This is a genomic window from Streptomyces sp. NPDC047917 (assembly GCF_043204345.1).
In the GTDB taxonomy this organism is placed as follows: domain Bacteria; phylum Actinomycetota; class Actinomycetes; order Streptomycetales; family Streptomycetaceae; genus Streptomyces; species Streptomyces sanglieri.
Genome location: NZ_JBIDCA010000010.1, coordinates 196,838 through 215,497, shown reverse-complemented (window position 1 = coordinate 215,497; position 18,660 = coordinate 196,838). Strand labels below are relative to the sequence as shown.

General features: G+C 72.6%; 13 protein-coding genes. 4 read left to right on the top strand and 9 right to left on the bottom strand.

Features of this window, described 5'->3' with window-relative positions:
* Positions 1 to 199: 199 nt before the first annotated feature.
* The 3 genes from ACGF8B_RS24920 to ACGF8B_RS24910 all read right to left on the bottom strand — a co-directional run bounded on the left by ACGF8B_RS24920 (position 200) and on the right by ACGF8B_RS24910 (position 2,757).
* Positions 200 to 658, bottom strand: coding sequence for a universal stress protein (locus ACGF8B_RS24920; protein WP_392742488.1), 459 nt, complete (start codon positions 656 to 658; stop codon positions 200 to 202).
* Between the two features lie 249 nt (positions 659 to 907).
* Positions 908 to 1,384: an SRPBCC family protein gene (locus ACGF8B_RS24915; RefSeq protein WP_392742485.1), complete on the bottom strand. Its 477-nt coding sequence runs from the start codon at positions 1,382 to 1,384 to the stop codon at positions 908 to 910.
* A 536-nt stretch (positions 1,385 to 1,920) separates the two neighbouring features.
* Positions 1,921 to 2,757, bottom strand: coding sequence for a LysR family transcriptional regulator (locus tag ACGF8B_RS24910; RefSeq protein WP_392742961.1), 837 nt, complete (start codon positions 2,755 to 2,757; stop codon positions 1,921 to 1,923).
* Between the two features lie 96 nt (positions 2,758 to 2,853).
* On the opposite strand from ACGF8B_RS24910, the gene ACGF8B_RS24905 reads away from it, so the two are divergent.
* From ACGF8B_RS24905 to ACGF8B_RS24895, 3 genes are all read left to right on the top strand, one after another.
* Positions 2,854 to 3,348: a cupin domain-containing protein gene (locus ACGF8B_RS24905; RefSeq protein ID WP_392742482.1), complete on the top strand. Its 495-nt coding sequence runs from the start codon at positions 2,854 to 2,856 to the stop codon at positions 3,346 to 3,348.
* Positions 3,349 to 4,186: 838 nt separating this feature from the next.
* On the top strand, positions 4,187 to 4,744 hold the full coding sequence (locus ACGF8B_RS24900) for a DUF3291 domain-containing protein (RefSeq protein ID WP_392742479.1): 558 nt from the start codon (positions 4,187 to 4,189) through the stop codon (positions 4,742 to 4,744).
* A gap of 501 nt (positions 4,745 to 5,245) precedes the next feature.
* Complete coding sequence (locus tag ACGF8B_RS24895; RefSeq protein WP_392742476.1) at positions 5,246 to 6,277, top strand: carbon-nitrogen hydrolase family protein; 1,032 nt, start codon at positions 5,246 to 5,248, stop codon at positions 6,275 to 6,277.
* 70 nt (positions 6,278 to 6,347) lie between these two features.
* Here ACGF8B_RS24895 and ACGF8B_RS24890 read toward each other — a convergent pair whose 3' ends face one another.
* Both ACGF8B_RS24890 and ACGF8B_RS24885 read right to left on the bottom strand, forming a co-directional pair.
* On the bottom strand, positions 6,348 to 7,379 hold the full coding sequence (locus ACGF8B_RS24890) for an SMI1/KNR4 family protein (RefSeq protein WP_392742473.1): 1,032 nt from the start codon (positions 7,377 to 7,379) through the stop codon (positions 6,348 to 6,350).
* Between the two features lie 144 nt (positions 7,380 to 7,523).
* Positions 7,524 to 11,231, bottom strand: coding sequence for a CHAT domain-containing protein (locus ACGF8B_RS24885; protein WP_392742470.1), 3,708 nt, complete (start codon positions 11,229 to 11,231; stop codon positions 7,524 to 7,526).
* A 102-nt stretch (positions 11,232 to 11,333) separates the two neighbouring features.
* Here ACGF8B_RS24885 and ACGF8B_RS24880 point away from each other — a divergent pair, with 102 nt between their 5' ends.
* Complete coding sequence (locus tag ACGF8B_RS24880) at positions 11,334 to 12,314, top strand: hypothetical protein (protein WP_392742467.1); 981 nt, start codon at positions 11,334 to 11,336, stop codon at positions 12,312 to 12,314.
* A 40-nt stretch (positions 12,315 to 12,354) separates the two neighbouring features.
* Here ACGF8B_RS24880 and ACGF8B_RS24875 read toward each other — a convergent pair whose 3' ends face one another.
* From ACGF8B_RS24875 to ACGF8B_RS24860, 4 genes are read right to left on the bottom strand one after another with little or no spacing between them, the layout of a single operon-like run.
* Positions 12,355 to 14,973 (bottom strand): AAA family ATPase, encoded by a 2,619-nt coding sequence (locus ACGF8B_RS24875; RefSeq protein WP_392742464.1) that lies wholly within the window; start codon positions 14,971 to 14,973, stop codon positions 12,355 to 12,357.
* Entirely contained in the window at positions 14,970 to 16,355 is a 1,386-nt protein-coding gene (locus ACGF8B_RS24870) for a hypothetical protein (protein WP_392742461.1), read from the bottom strand. The genes ACGF8B_RS24875 and ACGF8B_RS24870 overlap by 4 nt, the downstream gene beginning before the upstream one ends.
* Positions 16,352 to 17,044 (bottom strand): 4Fe-4S single cluster domain-containing protein, encoded by a 693-nt coding sequence (locus ACGF8B_RS24865; RefSeq protein WP_392742459.1) that lies wholly within the window; start codon positions 17,042 to 17,044, stop codon positions 16,352 to 16,354. The genes ACGF8B_RS24870 and ACGF8B_RS24865 overlap by 4 nt, the downstream gene beginning before the upstream one ends.
* Entirely contained in the window at positions 17,041 to 18,621 is a 1,581-nt protein-coding gene (locus ACGF8B_RS24860; protein WP_392742458.1) for a VWA domain-containing protein, read from the bottom strand. The genes ACGF8B_RS24865 and ACGF8B_RS24860 overlap by 4 nt, the downstream gene beginning before the upstream one ends.
* Positions 18,622 to 18,660: the final 39 nt, after the last annotated feature.

Sequence of the window (18,660 nt, the reverse complement as noted above, 5' to 3'; positions counted from 1 at the left end):
CAAGGATCGATTCCCCGCCGGGCATGCGGCGCCCGGCCGTGACGCTCTCGCTCTCACATTCCCAGGGATCGTGCCGGATCGCGATCCGACCACTGGGGCAGTGGTGCTTTCCGGTGAGAGGCGGAAGTTGCTCCGCCGGAGGCGGAGGGCGGCCCGAAGCGGACCGGAGCCCCGCCCGGCCGTGTCGTTCGCCGCGGGCTCAGCTGCCACCGTCACGGATCACGACAACCGGACAGGCAGCGTGCTGCGTACAGTGCTGGGCCACCGATCCCAGCAGCAGACCCGCGAAGCCCCCGAGACCTCGGCTCCCGACCACCAGCAGGGACGCGCCGCGGGACGCGTCGAGCAGCACACTGGCAGGGGTGCCGTAGCGCGCGTCCGTACGCACCTCGACCGGCGGCTGCGATCCGACGGTCTCCTCGACAGCGTTCGCGAGATCACTGCGTGCCCGGTCCTCCAGAGCTGCTTCGTCGCCGCTGGTCGGGGGCAACCAGCCGAGCGCGCCGTGGAACTGCGGAAAGTCCCAGGCGGTCACCGCCTCCACCACACCACCGGTGAACTCCGCCTGACGCACGGCCCAGCGAAGGGCCTGCTTCGACGAGTCCGACCCGTCCACCCCCACCACGATGCGGACTGTCTCCTCGCGCTGGTCAGCCATGGTTCCTCCTCTGCTCGATGGCGGAGGAAGACCGCACGGGCCCGTGGTCCGCCACCACGGGGCTCGGTCTCCAGCCTCACGCCGACCGCACCGTACGCGCAGCCCGAGAGGTCCAGATGGGGCCGCCGGCCGCAGGCGCCCGCTCCACAAGGCCGATGACGTGGGTCATGACGAGGTGCTTCCGCGGTCCTCGGGCCCTGGCCCTTCGTCGGGCAGCCGGTCCCCACGTCCGATGCGATGTGCTGCCTCTCATCCCCTCCGGAGGTCCTGTGGAGCGCCACCGGAGCTCATGTGCTGCTCGCGCACCGCGATCCGGGCCAGCTTCGTCAGCATCATGCCGTTACGAATCGAGACGATGTAGTCCACAGGCAGCCCGTGCATCCGGACGCCCGGGCCCCGCAGCGGATGCCAGTCGAGAACACAGAGAGTGTTCTCGCCCCAGGGGATCAGGTTCATGGCGATGCGGGCCGCACCGAAGGGATCCGCCTTCGCTTCCAGTTCCAGACGGCGTTCCGGCTCACAGATGCGTACGACACACGTGTCGTCGAGAGCCAACGGACCGACGCCGACCCGGACTTGGAGTCGGGCGCCCACTTCGGGCCAGTGCGGGTCGGCCGCGGTGACCTGCTGCGTTCCTGAAACCCACTCCCAGTAGCGAGGGCCGTCGGACAACAGGCCCCAGACTGTGGACGGCGAGCTCAGGATCAACCGGAGATTCCGGGCCACATCAACCACGCTCCCTCTTTCCGCTGCCCCTGGACACCGGCTCGCGCCGTACGCCTCCAGCATCCCCGCCAGGGGCAGGGCCCGGCACCCGCGCGGCATCGTGCGCGACAGGCCGGCAGGCGGGATGGCAGCCCCCGGTCGGCGTCGCCTGTCCAATGGGCGCCGAGCTGCGCACTCCGCCGATCGAGTGAGTCGCGCGAGTGGGATTCAAGTGTGGGCGCGCACCTGGGCCGCACCGGTCCGCACGGATTCCGGGGTGGCCCTTGGTCCTGTACCGGCGCCTACGCCGCCTTCGGCGTCGGGCTTCGACCGGTCACTCGGTCGATGGCCTCGTACGCGGCAAGTCGGCGCCCCTGCGCGTCTGCGCGTCTGCGCGTCTGCGGACACCGTCTCCCCCTCTTCGCAAGCCTGTCCGCGGACGAGCGCCTCGGGGCAGTGGTCGACGCCGCGCGGCGCGTGAGGGTCCCGACGCCTTGCGGGCGCTCGTCGCAGCCCGCGCCCGCCCCACGGGATGCGGCGGCACCGGCTGCCGGAGCTCAGCGGCGGTAGGTGGCTGTCGCGATCTCGACGAAGGATCGCACCAATGGGTTGGTGTCGCCTTCGTTCCACGCCGCCACCACTCGGCTCGGCGCCAAGTCGATCAGTGACACCACAGCCAACTCAGGGGGCAGATCGTGTCCGAGCGGGGCCAGTCCGACCGTGCCGTTCCACAACACGGCTTGCCGGCATTCTTGAACGGTGCGCACCATCGGCCCCTCGCGCGGCCTGCCGCCGTTCCAGTACGACTGCCAGACGGGGTCGGTGCCCTGCGGGAACTGGAACCAGCGGCGGTCGCTCAGCTCGGCCAGTCGCAGCCGGTCATGGCGGGCCAGCGGATCGTCGCTGCGCAGGACCACTCCTACCGGATCGGTTCGCAGCGCACGCACCGTCAGGGCGGTCTCGTCGAACGGCGCCCGGGTGAGGGCGACGTCGACCAGTCCGGCGCGCAGCCCGCACGTCGGGTCGGTCAGATCGGTGTCGCGGATGCGGATGTCGATGCCGGGGTGGCTCCGGCGGTAGGCGGCGGCCAGCCCGGACATTCCCGGGTCGGTGCCGTCGCCCAGGATGCCGACGGTGATGGTCGCGGCGCCGGCCGCCCCACTGACGCGTACCCGGACGCGGTCGGCGTGGTCGAGCAGAGCTCGCGCCTCGTCGAGCAGCACCGTGCCCACCGGCGTGAGCGTGACTCCGCCGGGCGAGCGGGCGAGGAGCAGTGCCCCGATGTCGGTCTCCAACTGCTTGATCGCCCGGCTCAGCGGCGGCTGACTCATGTGCAGTCGGGTGGCGGCCCGGCCGAAGTGGAGTTCCTCGGCGACCGCCACGAAGTAGCGCAAGGTCCGTAGCTCCACGCTGCAACGATACCCACGAGGTATCGGTGCTGCGCGATGGGTCTTGGACACCTGAGGGGTTCCGGCGGTGCACTGGTGAACATGACCGAAGAAGCGAAGACCAGCGAGCCGCATGCCTGCCCCGCCGTGTCGGTGGTGGGTCCGGGCGACGGCGAGACGATCGTTCTGGGAACCACCCGCATGCGCGTCCTGGAGGACGGCAGCCACACCGGGCACCGCCTGGCGATCGCCGAGTCCGTCCTCGCCCCGCACACCCAGGGACCGCCGCAGCACCGCCACGCACAACACGACGAGGGCTTCTACGTCCTCTCCGGCACCGTGCGGTTCACCGTGGGGAACGAGGACTACGACGCCACCGCGGGCACACTCGTGATGGTTCCGCCAGGCACCCCGCACACCTTCGCCAACCCGACCGACCAGCCCGCCGTCATGCTCAGCACATTCACCCCCGACCTGTACGTGCAGTACTTCCGTGATCTCCAGGAGGTGTTCGCCGACGGCCGGCAGCCGACCCGACAGGCCAACGTCGATGCGATGAGCCGCTACGCGACCGAGCCCGCCACCGGCCTCGCCTGAAGCCGACGGGACGGTACGGCCCGGGCGTCCTCCTGCAGACCGGCGCGATCGCCACGCATCTCACCGGCGGGAACCGTCGGATCGCACTCGGCATCGGGCTCACCGCCACCGCGGCCGTGACCACCTGGACGGCCACCCGGCTGTGACCGAGCACGGTCTTCGGCCGTGGATGCGACCGGCCGCGCCGGCTTCGAGCTGCCGCGCAAGCGGATTGCGCCGGCCTGACCCAACATCATGTGGGAAGCCGGAATCCTGGTTGGTGGCCCCACACCCGGAGGAATTCCGCCGAACCGTACGCACCAGGCCCCGGATCGGTCGGCGATGCCACGATGCCCGTCGACACCCCGGTGCCTGTGATGATCCCCGCGGGCCGGTTCCGGGCACGGTCGGCGGGTGAGCGGCACTTCACTCCCGGCAGGCAGCCGGCAGGCCGGCGTCTTGGCCTCGGCTGCCCGCCGCGGCGTGAACGAGGCGGGACAGCCGCAGCGTTGAGGGTCTTCGAGCCCGGGCAGGCCCGTCCGGGCGAACCGGCCACGCCGGGCGAACCGATCTGCCGAAGCGGTTCACCGGTACCTCGCGGCCGGCTCCGCCCGTCACCGCCCAGCCCCCGGGATGACCAGTGCGGGAAGCCACTTGGACAGGGAAAACGCAACTTCGACATCGCCCGCAGAGGGAGCTACCTTCATCTCGTCTTCGGCGATCGCCCACGGTCGCACAGGAGTTCCCTCAGGCTGAGCCACCCGCGACAGGGTGAGTCGGTCACGCTCCACGAATGCCCGCCTCCATGCCTGGGCCACCGAACCGGGTCCACGCCAGGCCCCCAACCAGGGAGAGACGCATGCCCCATCTTGCGCTGTACACATTCGGCGTCCTGAAGTCGCCGCTCGCCGATCCCGCACCTCTCACGCGCGAGTTCCACGACCGCGCCGAACCCATCTACCAGAAGATCAGCCGGCACCCCGGGTACCTCGCTCGTGCTGAAGCGGCAGACGGCGACCGGGGCACACACTTCGAATTGGACTGGGGCGCATGGGGAGAGTTCACCGTACCGACCTGGTACGGCAAGGGCCACACGGCGGAGACCACCGCCCTGGCCACGACCCTCTCGCTCTGGACCGACCTGCGCCCCGCCTTCGACGCCATCTACACCGGTCTGCACCGTGAGGCGCTGAACAGGCGTTACGACTGGTTCGAGCGGACAGGACACCCGGGCCATGTGTTCTGGTGGGTCTCCGACGGCGTGATACCCACCTGGCAGGACGGGGTTTCCAGGCTGGAACACCTCCACGACCACGGCGCCGCGCCGCACGCCTTCACCTTCCACCACTCGTTCGCCCCGGACGGAACTCCGGCCAGGATCAAAGGCATCGGGCCGAAGAGCGACCGGGTTCACTGACAAGAAGGCCCGAACGACCGGGTTCGCTGTCGAACGCCTCGATCGCATGACGGCGGACAGATGTGTCTGCGCTGCGGCGGATCCGCCGTCGCCCGGGGCTTCGCCCTCTCCCTCGCGAGCACCGATGAGCGCCGGGACGCCATCCGGGCCACCGGCGGCTTCGCCGGCACGAGGACCTGCCCAGCCCCGAGCGGTCCTCGCCGGCTGCGCCCACCGGGCCGCCACGAGCAGTACGGGCGAGTCGGCGAAGAGAGCCGGACGACCGGACGAGTACCGCGCCAGTACGGGGATTGCGGCGAAGTCCCGTACTGGCGTCAGCGAACCGTGGCACACTGCGCGCGACCGGCCCCGTTCCGGCCACGTCCGCGCGGCCGGCGCGCCTCCGAACAGCACGGTGGGGCCGGGGCGTCCGGACCGGGCTCGGGCGCCGCTGTTCATCCGCCGGTCGCCGGCGACACCGCACCATCGGGCCGTTGGTCCGCCGCTCTCAAGGAGACTCCCATGTCCTCTCCCGCCGTCGGAAGGCGAACAGTCGCGGCGGTCCACGCCGCACCGGTGTTCATGGACACCGAGGCGACGGTCGACAAGGCCGTCGCCCTCATCGAACAGGCCGGCCGGGAAGGTGTCGACCTGCTGGTGTTCCCGGAGACCTTCGTGCCCGGCTACCCGTACTGGATCGAGGCGTACGCCCCGCTGGACCAGCAGGGCGCCAACGCCGCCTACGCCGGGGCGTCCGTCGAGGTGCCGGGACCTCAGATCGCCCGGATCCAGTCGGCCTGCCGACGGGCCGGCGCCGGGGCGGTCCTCGGCGTCAGCGAACGCCTCGAAGGCACCCGCACCTGCTTCAACAGCCAGGTCTTCATCGACCCCGACGGGGCTCTGCTCGGTGTACACCGCAAGCTCCAGCCCACCTACGCGGAACGGATCGTGTGGGCCCAGGGCGGCGGCGCCACGCTCCGCGTGTTCGACAGCTCGCTCGGCCGGATCGGCGGACTGGCCTGCTGGGAGCACACCATGAACCTGGCCCGGCAGGCCCTGATCGCCCAGGGGCAGGAGATTCACGCGGCGGCCTGGCCCGGGCTGTCCACCATGGCCGGATTCGAGGCCGTCGCCGACGTACAGATCGACGCGATGATGAAGACCCACGCGCTCACCGCCCAGGCGTTCGTCGTCTCTGCGGGCAACCCGGTCGACGGGACGTGTCTGCGCTGGATGGCGTCCACCCTCGGCCCACAGGAGCACATCACCGCGGGCGGCGGCTGGTCAGCGGTGATCCATCCCTTCACCCAATATCTGGCAGGACCGCACACCGGCCCCGAGGAGCGGCTCGTCACCGCCGTGATCGACCTCGCCGACCTCGACGCCGTCAAGGTCTGGGTCGACTCGCGCGGCCACTACGCACGACCGGAGATCCTCGGCCTGCGCGTCGACGACCGGCCGCTCTGGCACGACGAGGGTGCGCGCCGGTGGCCCGTCTCCCCGGGTGACGACGGGCCCGGGACAGCGGACGGGACGGACTGGGACAAGGCCTGAGCCACGGACGCAGGTACGGTACGGTCCCGGTCGAGCAGGTGGAGCCGGTGGACAGGGGCGCGGCGCCCGGCTACCGGTCGTCAGTCGCCGCGGCCAGTTTGTCGAGCAGGTCGGTCACGGCGGCGCCCGTCATGCGGTACCCGTCGGCGGTCCCGGCGATCCGTCCCGAGGCGACACTGGAGTTCCACCAGTCCTCGACGAAGCCGGGGGCGTATCCGCCGGTGCTGAAGTCGTAGGGATCAGCGACGAGACCGAAGACGATCATGAGCTCGTAGTCCGGCAGCGCATAGGAACGCTCCTGCCCCGCAGCCGCCTTCATGTACCGGTCGAGGGAGTCGACCCGGTTGAAGCTGGTGAATAGCCAGAACAGGCAGTCGTACATCAGCGTGGAGCGCTCATCGGCGTGCAGGGCGAAGAAACCCTTGTCGTGCACGATGGCCTCCGCGAGCCTCCGCAGGCGCCGGTCCGCGTCGGGCAGGACATCGGCGACCTCGCGGAAGGCACGGGACAGCACCGGGGAGAAGCCGCCGTCGCGGACGGTGGCCAGGGCGTCGATCCGGTCCTGCTCCGAGGTGTCGTAGACGGACGCGTCGACCAGACCCGTGATGAAGGCCTCGAAGTTCTCCGCCACCGGGGTGATCGCGAAGTCGTCCTCCTGGTCGATGTGGACCACGGTCGGTTCACCGTGCCTGCCGCAGGCGCGGTAGTCGAGGGCGAGCATGTCGTGGCCGGCCGAGGGTGTGTCGGCGAAGTAGACACCGATGTCGGGGTACTCCCACATGTCGATCCAGAACCGGCTGCCGTACTCGCCGCCGAGCGACTGCGGCCGTGTCCGCCCCACGCCCCTGATCCCGGTGATCGCGATGTGGTCGTCGGCCCAGGAGGTCGGCTCGGCCATGGGGAAGTGATCCCGGTTCGGAATGCCGCCGTTGTACGCGGTCATCAGAGCGATGTACGAGTCGGGCAGCCGGTATCCGCCGATCTCCTCCTCCACCGACTCGATCAGCTCCGGTGTGGGTGGGGCCTCCTCCACGTACTCCCCCAGCGCGTATGCCGAGTCGTCCCAGAATCCGGCGACGTCGAAGCCCTCGAAATTTCCCATGTGGCCTCCCAGGCCCGCTCGCCCGGCGATCGTAGTCCCGGGCCCGAACGCGAGCACGACCGCCCCCGGCTTCGGGGAGGCCGTGGACTCCGCCGGGGCGGCCCGGCACGGTGTCCTCGCCGAGCGCCTGCCCCGGCCCGGGTGCTACCCGCCGCTCGCCGTGGGATTGCCCTGGTGCGTGAACGCCGCCCAGTGGTGCAACCGGTGCAGGTCCGGTCTGGCGGCCTCGGAGCGGAGGGGGCCGTCGAGGGCGGGCGGGGGTGTGCGGTGCCGGTCGAGCATCCAGAGCTGGGCGGCACGCAGGGCGTCCGGCGGGGCCAGACCCCGGGCGGTGAGGTGGTGGTGGAAGACCGCCATCATCACCGAGGTCGGGCCGTCGCGCACCGCCCACCGTGAGCCCACGACATCGGCGGCCCCGCCCGTGACCAGTGCGGTGGCCAGGGTCAGTGCCTCGTCGTGGTGACCCGCGCTCAGGTCGGTCTCGCAGGCGCTGAGAACGATCAGGGGGCCTGCCGTGCCGGGCCCCCGGTCGGCAGAGGCGTCCAGGATGTGGGCGACGGTGAGCCTGCCCTCGTCGGCTGCGGCACCGGGCGGCACGGCGAGCCGCAGTTCCGAGTCGGTGGGCCGGGGCGCGGCGACGGCGTGGCAGGACAGGTGGACCAGGGAGGCCGGGGTCGTGCCGCCGGGCAGCACGGCGAGCAGGTCCTCCGGTGTGCCCGCGGCATCCCGCTCCCCGTCCGCCGTGAAGAACTCGCCGTAGCGCAGCGCTCCGGCATAGCAGGCGGAGCGCAGTGCCGCCGTCTCCAGTTCGGCCCAGGGCAGGGTGAGTTCCGGGTCGGCGACGAGGACCTGCGGTCCTGTGGCGGGGGACATCCGGTGCCGGCCGGCAGCCGCCAGGAACTGGACGCCGGAAGGGGCGTAGCTGAGGACCGCCTCCTGGCAGGCGTACCGGTGGCTGTGCTCGCCGAGGCCCCGGATGCGTGCGGCGTGCCACGGGACGACACCGAGCGGGCCGCAGGGTACGAGGACGATCCGTGGCGGCCGGGCCAGGGGCCCCTGGGCCGCGAGCAGCGGCCGGACGGTGCCGAGCACCGGTCCCATCACGGCCCGCCAGGCCCAGTCGCACAGCGTGCCCAGTGCCTCCTGCCAGCGCCCTTCGCACGCGGCGAGCTCCGCCGGTCCCTGCTCCGGGTCGGTGAGCACCCGGGAGCGTTCCGCCGCCACCTCCAGATAGCGGTCCAGCGGTGGGCTGCCCGACTGGAGCAGCTCCGGCAGCGCGACCGCGGCCGGGGCCGCGCCCGGACGGAGGATCAGCGCACGGCCGGGGAACTCTCCGTTGGCCATCGGCACCCCGGCCACCAGGTACACCAACGCGTCGGTGCCCGTGGCGGCGAGGCCCGCTGACAGTTCGGCCGGGCCGGTGGCGCCGAGGAGTGGCCGGGCTCCCGGCCCCTCCGTGGCTCCCCGGCCTGCTCCGAGCGCCTTGAGCGCCTTGCGCCGCAGACCGCTGGGAATCGGCGGGGTGCCGTCGGGGACCTGCGGCACCCGCGCCCCGGGGGCCGTCGCCGCGGTGGGGCGGATCGGGTGTGCGAAGACCTGGGCCCGCCACTGCCGGGCGAGTCCGGGGTGGCCCGCGGCATCGAGCAGTGCCGGGATGCCCCGGGTGGCGGCGGCCGACTGCAGCACCAGGGCACGGCCCCGCTCCAGGTCGGCCACCGCGTCCGCCGGCCGGCCGACGCGGAAGGCGATGAACGCGAGGCGCCGCGACAGCATGGCCCCGTTGAGCGCCGCGGACAGGCCGTGGTCGGCGCCGGACTGGAGCAGGACGTCGGCGGCCAGTTCACCCAGCGCCTCGCGGAAGACCTCGACGCAGGCCCGCTGGTCGGCGGCGCGGTGCGGGCCGCCGCGCGCGGCGCGCATGAGGTGGGCCTCGGCCAGCTTCGTCAGGACGTCCACGCGGTGTGTCTGGCCATGCCCCTCGGTGATCAGCACGCGGACACGGGTCAGCTCGGTGATGGCTTCGTCCAGCAGTTCCCCGGGCCCCTCGCCGCGCACCACGTCGAACAGCATCCGCAGACCGAGCACGCCTCGTCGGTCGTACTCATGGTCGTGGTGGAGCCGGGGACCGTCGAGATCGCGGCGGAAATCGGAGATCGCGCGATGGAGGATCTCCGGTTCGGCCGCCTCGGGCCGCGCGGGTTCAAGGGCGCCCTCGGGTGTCCGCCCCGCCGGTCGGGCGGGTGACAGGAGGGCGTCCAACTCGGTGATCCGTTCTTCCAGTGCCCCGCGACGGTCGCTGTCCGGCGGCAGGGCCGCGTACCGGTCGCGCAGTTCCTCGGCCAGGCGGGGCAGTTCCCCGTGGTCCCCGGTGCGCCGGGCGTGGCTCAGCTCGGCGCCGGCGGCGGAGAGCGCGAGGTCGAGGACGAACGGTGAGTCGGGCGGCACCGAGCCGTCACGCTCCAGGGCGGCGCGCAGTTCGCGCAGGGTGGTCAGGGCGACGTCGGCGTCGTGGAAACTGCCTCCGTGCACGGCGACCTGCTCCAGGATGGCGACCAGCTCCGCGTGCAGGGAAACGCCCCACCAGGAGCCGTCGGGGCTCGCGTCGATGGCTTCCCTGAGCAGCGCGGCGGCGTCGTCCAGATAGCCGGGGTCGCCGGTGCGGTAGGCGAGGAGCCGGTCCAGACGGGCGGCCAACTGCCGTTCGCGGATGCCGGTGTGCGCGACGAAGTCCCGTAGGTGGCTGTCGAGATACGGGAGGACGCCCGGGTCCACGGCCGTTCCGATCGGCCACTCGGCCAGCCGGTCCGCGCTGTCGCCGTCCGGCTCGGGCGTGGGCCGTTCCGCCTCGGAGAAATCGGCCGGTTCGCTGGTCAGGAACTCCCATTGGAGCAGCAGATAGGCGTGGAGCCTGGCCACCCGGGCTCGCCGCGGAGTGTCCGGCGGCAATGCGCGCAGACTCGTCAGCACGAGGTCGGCGGCCCGGCGTACGCCGTCGGCGCCGGCCGCGCGCCCGGCGCCCGCCCGGTGCACCAGCCGCACCGCCTCCGGGTCGAGGGTCGGGTTGTCGGGCGTGGGGTCGCCGCCCCGCTCGGCGGAGAACTCGACGACCAGCCATGTGAGTACGCGGGCGAATCGCGCCGTGCCGCACGAGCCGGCCAGATCCACCAGTCCCCGTACGGCTTCGAGAAGTTGGTTCTGCGCCGAGAGTGTCGGGGCGGTGCTGTCGCGGGCCGCCGTGGCGTGATCCGCCCCGTCGGCGGACCGGTCGGACACGGACCGGGCGGAGCGGGTGGACCCGGGCGCGAGCATCTGCTCGATGATCTCCCGGTTGCTCTCCGTCTGCCGGCGGAACTCCTCGTCGACCGGTGCCTCGGCGATCCGGTCGACCACCTCCCTGGCCTCGGTGAGGTCGCGGCGTACTGCCTCCGTGAGGACCCGCCCGTCGGCCACGTCGAGCAGCGCGTTCTGCAGGGCGGTGCGGCTGCCGTCGACCCGGGGCAGAGCCCAGGGTGTGAGCAGGAAGATCAGCATCATGCGGGACAGCACCGCGAAGGGGGCGTCGACGGGTCCATGACGGTCCACCCAGCGCAGGCGCCGCAGCGCCTCGGCCCGCTCGCCGGTGTCGAGCGTCGTGTCGTCGCGCCGCAGCTGACAGCGCGCACCGATCAGGAGGGCCACATACACGAAGACCTCGGAGAAATTCTCCTCCTGCTGAATCAACTCCCTTTCCATGGCGCGAAGTTCATCGATCGCGGAGCCCAACCGCGCCTCGTCCTTCCAGCCCTCTCCCTCCATCAGCCGCCCCGCGGCACGGACCGCCTCGGCCGCCCGGCCGCGCAGTTCCTCAGTCATCGGCTTCTCCCCTCAGCCCCCGCGCCCGGCGATACGCTGATGGTCGGTACAGCCCGGGGCCGTCGAGCGGCGGACCCGCCGAGCACTCCGGGAAGGGGCACCGTGCACGACGCCAGGACGAGGATCGCGGACGCACTGACGGATTCCGGGCGTTGCGAGCGGGAGACGGCGCTCCTGGTGCTGGGGCACGCCGTGCGCTGGGCCGCCCGCACACTCGGCGGGAACGGCACACCGTGCGCCGACGAGGACATCGACGGAGCCGATGCCCTGACCGCCCTGTACGCGTTGGACGACGCGCTGGCCGGCGCCCAGGACCTCGCCGACGCGCTGCCCGCACTGCTCCGGGCGGCCCGGGCGGGCGAGCGGCTGGGGCGCGACATCCAGGACCTGATGGCCGAACTCACCTCGCTGGCCGGGCGGATCGGGGTGGAACGCGCCGCCCTCGACGAGTTCCTGGCGCGCGAGGCCGAGCTGCGGCAACGTCTCGCGGAGCACGAGAAGCTGCGCCACGAGGTCGACGAACTGCGGCGGCTCGAAGCGCTCGTGGCGGAGCTGGACGACGTACGGGAGCAGCGCGCGGCGATCGACGGACGGCTGCAGGAGCTGCGCGGCCAGGAACCCGACGCGGCCGACGAGGAGTTGCGCACCGCTGCCGACTCGCTGCTGCGTCTCACCGAGCAGCAGCTCTCGGCACTCGCCCCACGGACCCGGCAGTCCCTGGAGCAGGTGGCCGCGGCACAGCGAGAGCTGGAGGACACCCGGCGCAGGATGAGTGAGAGCACACAGGAGCTCTCCTCCTTGCGGGAGACGTTGGAGAGCGTCCGGACCGAGTACAGCACAGTACTCGCGTCGCTGACCCGCCACGCCCGGGCCGACCGGGAGCTGGCGAACGCCCTGCACGAGGCCGCGGACGGCGATGGCGAAGGGCGGGCACCGGGGTTGACCCCGGCCGAGGTGGCGGTGCTCACCGAGACCGTCGAGCGGCGGCTCGCCGAGGCGGACCGCGCTCTTCGCCGTGCCCTCGTGGACCGGGGCGGCCCCGACGCCGACGGCCAGAGGAAGATCACCAGCAGTCCGGCCTGAGACGGGGCCGCCCGGTGTACGGCCGGGCCGCGGGCCCGTATCACCCGGAACGCACCGGTGGTTCCCCGGCGTTCCGGCCCTCCGCCGGATCCGGTACGTCCTCGGGAAGGAACTCCGGGCTCTTGTCCCCGGTGCCCCAGCGCGCCGCCTTCAGAGACTCCATGATCTCCATCAGCCGCCGCACCTCACGGGCGTTGCCGAACGAGCGCGGGTCGGCCCTTCGGGTCTCCTCCAGCCATCGGCGGGCGCGTTCCCCGGTCCCGGGGCCGAGGGCGTAGTCGCCCGCCACGGCCGAGCGTCGCAGGATCTCCACGAGGTCGTCCATGGAGAACTCGGGGAACGGCACCGTCGTGGTGAACCTCGACCGCATTCCCGCGTTGAAGCCGAGCAGTTCCTCCATCTCCCCCGGGTACCCGGCGGCAATGACGACGAATTGGCCCCGCCGGTGCTCCATCTCCCGGAGCAGGGTGTCCACCGCCTCCGCGCCGAAGCCCGCGTTCCCGCGAGCGTCCCGGACCAGGCTGTACGCCTCGTCGATGAACAGCACCCCGCCCAGCGCCCGCTCGACGGCCTCACGGACCCTTGGTGCGGTCTGCCCTACGTACTGGCCCACAAGGTCGACACGGGTCACTTCCACGACATGGCCCTTGCGCAGCAGTCCGAGTGCGCGGAACAGCTCCCCGACCAGTCGGGCCACCGTGGTCTTCCCGGTGCCCGGTGGCCCCGCGAACAGCAGGTGCGGCGGGTCGAAGGACGCGGCGCCCCGCTCCTGGCGCATCCTCAGCCGCTGGGCCAGGCCGGTCAGCTCCGCGCAGACCGGCCCGAGGCCGACGTACCGGTCGAAGGAGGCGAGGAGTTCCGCCGGGTCCGGTGCGGGCCGGGGCAGGTGCTCGCGGTAGGTCTCCGGGATGTCGTCGCCGACGACGGGCTGTTCCACGTCCCGTCCTACGCGTACGGACCACCGGGAGCGGACCGCGTCGGCGAGGGTCCGCATCTCCCGGACGTTCCCGAATGCGGCGTCACGGCCTCGGTGCATGCTCTCCACGATCTGCCGCAGCGCCGCCGCCGCTTCGTTCTCGACCGTCAGGCCGCCCTGATCCAGCCGGTTCATGAGGGTCGTGTGCAGGGTGCCGGGGTCGTAGTCGGGGAAGGTGACGATGTTGGTCTCGGGGAAACGGCTCCTCAGACCCGGGTTGGCGTCGAGGAACTGGTTCATCTTGTCCGGGTAGCCGGCCACGACGACGACCAGTTGCCCGCGGTCGTCCTCCATGCGTTTCAGGAGTGCCTGGACCGCCTCGTCGCCGAAGCCGTCCCGTTGGTCGCTGAGCCCGTAGGCCTCGTCGATGAACAGCACTCCGCCCAGGGCCCGGTCGATGACCGCGTCGGTGCGCTGCGCGGTCTGTCCGATGTAGCCGGCGACCAGGTCGCTGACCTTGGCCTCCACGCAGTGGCCCCGGTCCAGCACGCCGACGTCCCGGTACATCTCCCCCACCAGTCGGGCCACGGTGGTCTTGCCCGTGCCGGGGTTGCCCGTGAACACCAGGTGCCGGGACGGTGGTTCGCCGTCCCGTGACCGGCCTCGGGCCCGGAGTTCCTCGCTCGCCGCCAGCTCCGCGCGCAGGTTCTCGAAGCGGCGCATGAGCTCCTGTGTACCGGGCATCACGGCCAGCCGCTCCCAGGGAGAGCGGTCGTCGGCGACGCTGCCGCCCAGCCAGGGCCGGACCGATTCCCGGTCCAACACGCGCCCGGCAGACAGGAGTTGTTCGAGGCGTTCCCGCCAGACGCGGGCGGTCTCGGGCTGGCCGGCCATCGCCCGGACCACCCGGTCCAGGTCCCCCCACTCGACCGGCAGCCCCTTGCGCAGCCGTACCGAGTGCACCAGCCGCTCCAGTTCCGGCCCCCGGGGAAGCCCGATCCGGTGCGTGCCGCCACGGGCGGGCTCGGCGCGTCGTTCGGCGACGAAGGTCTCCAGCTGCGGGCAGCGTCCCAGTCCTTCCAGGAACGCGGCCACCTGGCTCAGGGAGGATCTGTTGAACACGAGGATCCACTGGTTGCCCTCGACGCCGTCGGCCGCCCATTCGGCCAGGGCTCCGGCGAGCTGGCGCGGGGCCTGGTTGTGCAGCAGGAACTCGTCCGCGTGCGGGAACACCACCGCGGTTCGGTGTTCGGTGCTGCGGAGATACCCGATGAGCGTCATCACTCCGAACGGGTCGGCGATCCCCGACGCGCGGGCGGCGCCCACTCCTGACGTGGAGCTCGGCTCCGGCCCCGCGGCGGGCGCGGTGGCCAGGAGCTGGGCACCGCCGAGCGGGCCGCGCAGACCGGCGTGGCGCATGCCGCCCGTGCGGGTCCGGCCGGCCGGCCCGGATGTGCGGCGGGCGGGGCGGCGGGACCGTTCCCAGGACTCCTTGTCGCGGAAGTAGACCGGGTCGTGCAGGGTGCTGAACACGATCCGCTCGAACCCTTCGGAGCGCAGCATGCGCCAGAGTGCCTGTTCCATGGAGCGGACCTGTCCGGTGCCGTCGACGAAGACGTCGCCCACGCCCGGCCCGTAGAACACCGTGAAGGGCTCCCCGGTACGGACGGCCTCCGGGGCGAGCCGCTCCGCGCCCGGTGGGCACCCGGGCGCGGGGGTCCCTTTCGTCAGGCTCCCGCTCATGTGCCCGCCCCGGGCCGGCCGGCCCGGCCGCCCGGCTCTGCGGGGCCCGGGATCCGGGTGTCCCCGGCAATGACCGTCGGCTCCGAGGGTTCCAGGCCCATCGGCACGCCCTGGTCCCGCAGCGCCCGGTGCACCGCGTCGGCCCGGCTGCGGAGTTCGGCCTCCGCCGTGACGTCGTGGTCGCTCGACTCCACGCGGATCACGCACTGGTCCGAGTCCCTGTCCTCCTGGACGATCTCGACCCTGATCTCGTTGCCGTTGGCCGCGTTGCGCAGCCGGGCGTGGAAGGCTCCCCGTTCGTCGTCGGCGGCGTAGCCGGACTCCTCCTCCACCAGGTCGTAGTAGGCGACCTCGGCGAGGGTGTGGGCCACGACATCCGCGAGGTTGACCCGCATCTGCGAGGTGAGCTGGCGCATCCCGGCCCGCTCCACCACCTGGCCCAGGCCCCGTTCGAGCCGGGGCGCCTCCTCGTCGCGCAGCACACGCAGGTCCTGTACGCCGGTGTGCGGGTCGCGGGCGCGGGAGAGCGCCTCGGCGGTCTCGTGCAGCACCTGGTCGAACTCTCCCTCGGACCAGTGCACGACGTCCAGCGTGCAGTCCGGGACCGGCCGGGCGTCCGGGCCGATGACGGGGCGGTGCCGGTTGTCCTCCGCCAGGGTCTCCACCTGCACCAGGGCCTCCACGGCCTCCTTCTGGGCCAGGCAGCGCTCGAACTCCCGCTGCTCGATATCCACCCGCAGGTCGCTCAGCTCGTGGAAGGTCTCCTGTGCGACGGCGAGCGCGGCGTCGAAGCGGCCCTCGCCCGCGGTCGCGTCGGCCGTGGCGATCCGCCGGCGCAGCCGGTCGAGGCGGCCGGGGGCGTACCGGTCGTGGGGCAGTTCCCCGTCGATGAGGTCGGCCATGGTGCGGGCGTCGGCGAGCCAGGCGCGTACGGTGTCCTCGGCGCGGGCCCGGTCGGCCTTGAACGCGTCGATCTCCTGGGCCAGGCGGGCGGTCTCGGCCCGGCGCTCGGCGCGCTCCGCCGCGAGGGCGCGCTCGGCCTCCCGGCGCTGCTCGTCGAGGCGCTGCCGGGTGTTCTCCTCGATGCGGCCCGCCGTCTCGCGCAGGTCCTGGTGCAGGCGCTGGGCCTGTTCGCGCAGCTTGCGGTTGGTGTCGGCCTCGACCTGCCGGGTCCGGTCGCTGAGCCGGTCGATCGCCGCGTCCTGGCGGCGCTGCCGGGCCTGCACCGTGGCGAACGCCCGGTCGACGTCGGCCCTGGTCTGCTTCCGCACATCGGCGACCAGGCGCGGGATGTCCCGTTTGACGGACTGGAGCTGTCGCGCCTTGCGCTGCAGGCGGTGCCACTCCGCCTCGTCGATCTGGATCCTCTTCCTGCCGCTCATGACTGTCCTTTCTGCTGTGGAATGGCGTCCGGACCCGCGCCGGAGCCGTGGGGGTGTGCTCCCGGGGTCCGGGCGCGGACCGTGTCGACCGCTCGCTCGAAGGCGGCGGGGAAGTCTCGCGGAGGCACCCCGATGAGCAGGGCCTCCCGGCCGTCGACGGCGATCTCGACGTCCCGCGCCCGGCCCTCGAAGTCGTAGCCGCTGTCCACGAGGCGCGGGGTGAGGTGGTGGACCCGCTGGTTGCTGCTGCCGCGCAGGCCGCGCCCGTCGTTCAGGGCCGCCACGTACGTGCCGTCGATCAGTACGTCGACGGCGGCGAGCAGTTCGGGCACGTCCGGGGACGGGGGCCGGGTGCGCAGCCGCTCCAGTCGGTGTCCGGTGAAGCAGACCACGGACACGTCCCTGATCTGCCGGGCCCGCCGGACGAGCCGGGCCAGCCCCGCGGCCTGGCCCATCGGTTCGCCGCCCGAGAGGGTCAGCCCGGTGACCCGGGGGTCCGTGAGCAGTTCGGCCGCGAGGTCGTCGGGGTGCGCCGGGCGTGCGGGGCGTTCGGGGATCCACTCCGGCGCGAGGCAGCCGGCGCAGTGGAACGGGCAGCCCTGCACCCACACCACGGAGCGCACGCCGGGGCCGAGGGCGCAGGTGCCGACGCGGGTGGCCGCCACATTCAGCGGCTGCCGCGCCGTCATCGGGGCCCCTCGGCGCCTGGCCGGGCGGTGCCCGGTGCGGGTGCCGGGCCGCTGTCCTGACGGTGTGTGAAAGCCAGCCCGCCGACCACGGCACGGGTGCCAGGTGCGCAGACCACCCGGTCCGGTCGGCCGGTCGAGCCGTCCGGGACATACCGGATCATCAGGTCCGTCCCGGGCCCGTCGGCGGTACGGCGGCGGCGTCCGTGCACCGTTCCGCGTCCGCCCTCACGCGGCTGGAACGCCACCCGCCTCCCGGAGAGCGCGATCCGGCCGGGAACACCTCCCTCGAACACCGGGACGACGATCAACGCCCCGGACAGGACCGGACGGTTGACGCTCCGCCAGCGCAGCCAGCCGAGCACCGGGACCGCGAGGAGGCCCAGCAGGATCCCCGGCAGCAGGAGGGCGGAGCCGGTGTCCGCGCGTACGGTCAGCGGGGCTCCCCCGACCGCGACCGCCTCAGGCACCTTCGGATCCACGTCGGGCGCGAGGGCCCGTTGCCATGGGGACGTCACCTTTCCGGACACCCGCAGCACGGCCGAGGCTTCCACGGTGTGCCGGTAGGGCAGGCCGCTTCCGTCCGGTCCGCCCGTGAGGCGCACGGCGTACGTCCTGGACTCGCCGGGGCCCAGGGTCAGCCGCGTCGGCAGACCGCTGATGCCGAGCGGGGCCCCGGTCGCGGAGAGCCGCGCGTCGCTCACGGTCAGCGGCAGGTGCCGCGCGGCCGACCGGAAGGTGACGGAGGCGGCCGCGGAGCCGGTGGTGAGATCGCGGGGGCCGGTCCGCTTCCAGGACGCGGTGACGCCCTTGCCCCGGTCCTCGGCGAGCAGTCGCGCCGCCGACCTGGCCCGGGTGCTGTCCCCGGCGCGCTGGAGGTAGGAACCCAGGTCCTGGATGCTTCCCGGGCGCAGGACGAGCGTGTTGCCGACGACGTCCCCGAGCCGTTCGGCACCGCTCGCGCCGGTTGCCAGCGGCAGTGCGTACCCGGCGAGTTCGGTGCGTGCGCCGATGGCTTCGGCGCGCTTTCGCAGCGCCTTCCAGGCAGTACCGGAGGACTTGGGGTAGCCGGACCCGCGCGGCGGTTGGTGGCGGCCGTCGGTGAGCATGACCACGGAGGCGACGCTCGCGGCGTCGGTCCGCTCCAGCTCGCGCAGGGCCTGGTCCAGGGCGGCGCCGATGTCGGTGCCGCCGTCCGGGTCGGGAGCCCGGGGCAGCCGGGCGACGATCTTCGCGGGGTCACCGGCCGAGCCGATGTAGCGCGCCTCGGGACGGTCGTCGAAGGCGATGAGGGCGACGTGGTCGGCGCGGGTCAGGCCGCCGAGGAAGGTGCGCAGGGTCGAACGGACCGTGTCGTAGCGGCCCTTGGCCTTCATCGAGCCGGAGGTGTCGACCAGGATGACGTAGTCCACGGGCTGGTCGGCGACGCCGAGTTCCCGGTAGATCTCTTCCCTGCTCGGTCCCTCGGCTGCGGTCGCCGGAACGGTGGCCGCAGCCAGGGCGGCCAGCAGGACGGCTCCCACGGCCGCCGCACGCCGCAGCGTGGTGGTGGCACGTGGTGACCGGGTGGTTCGCTTCACGGACGGGCTCCCTGGGTGTCGGGCGGACGGGCGGGCTGC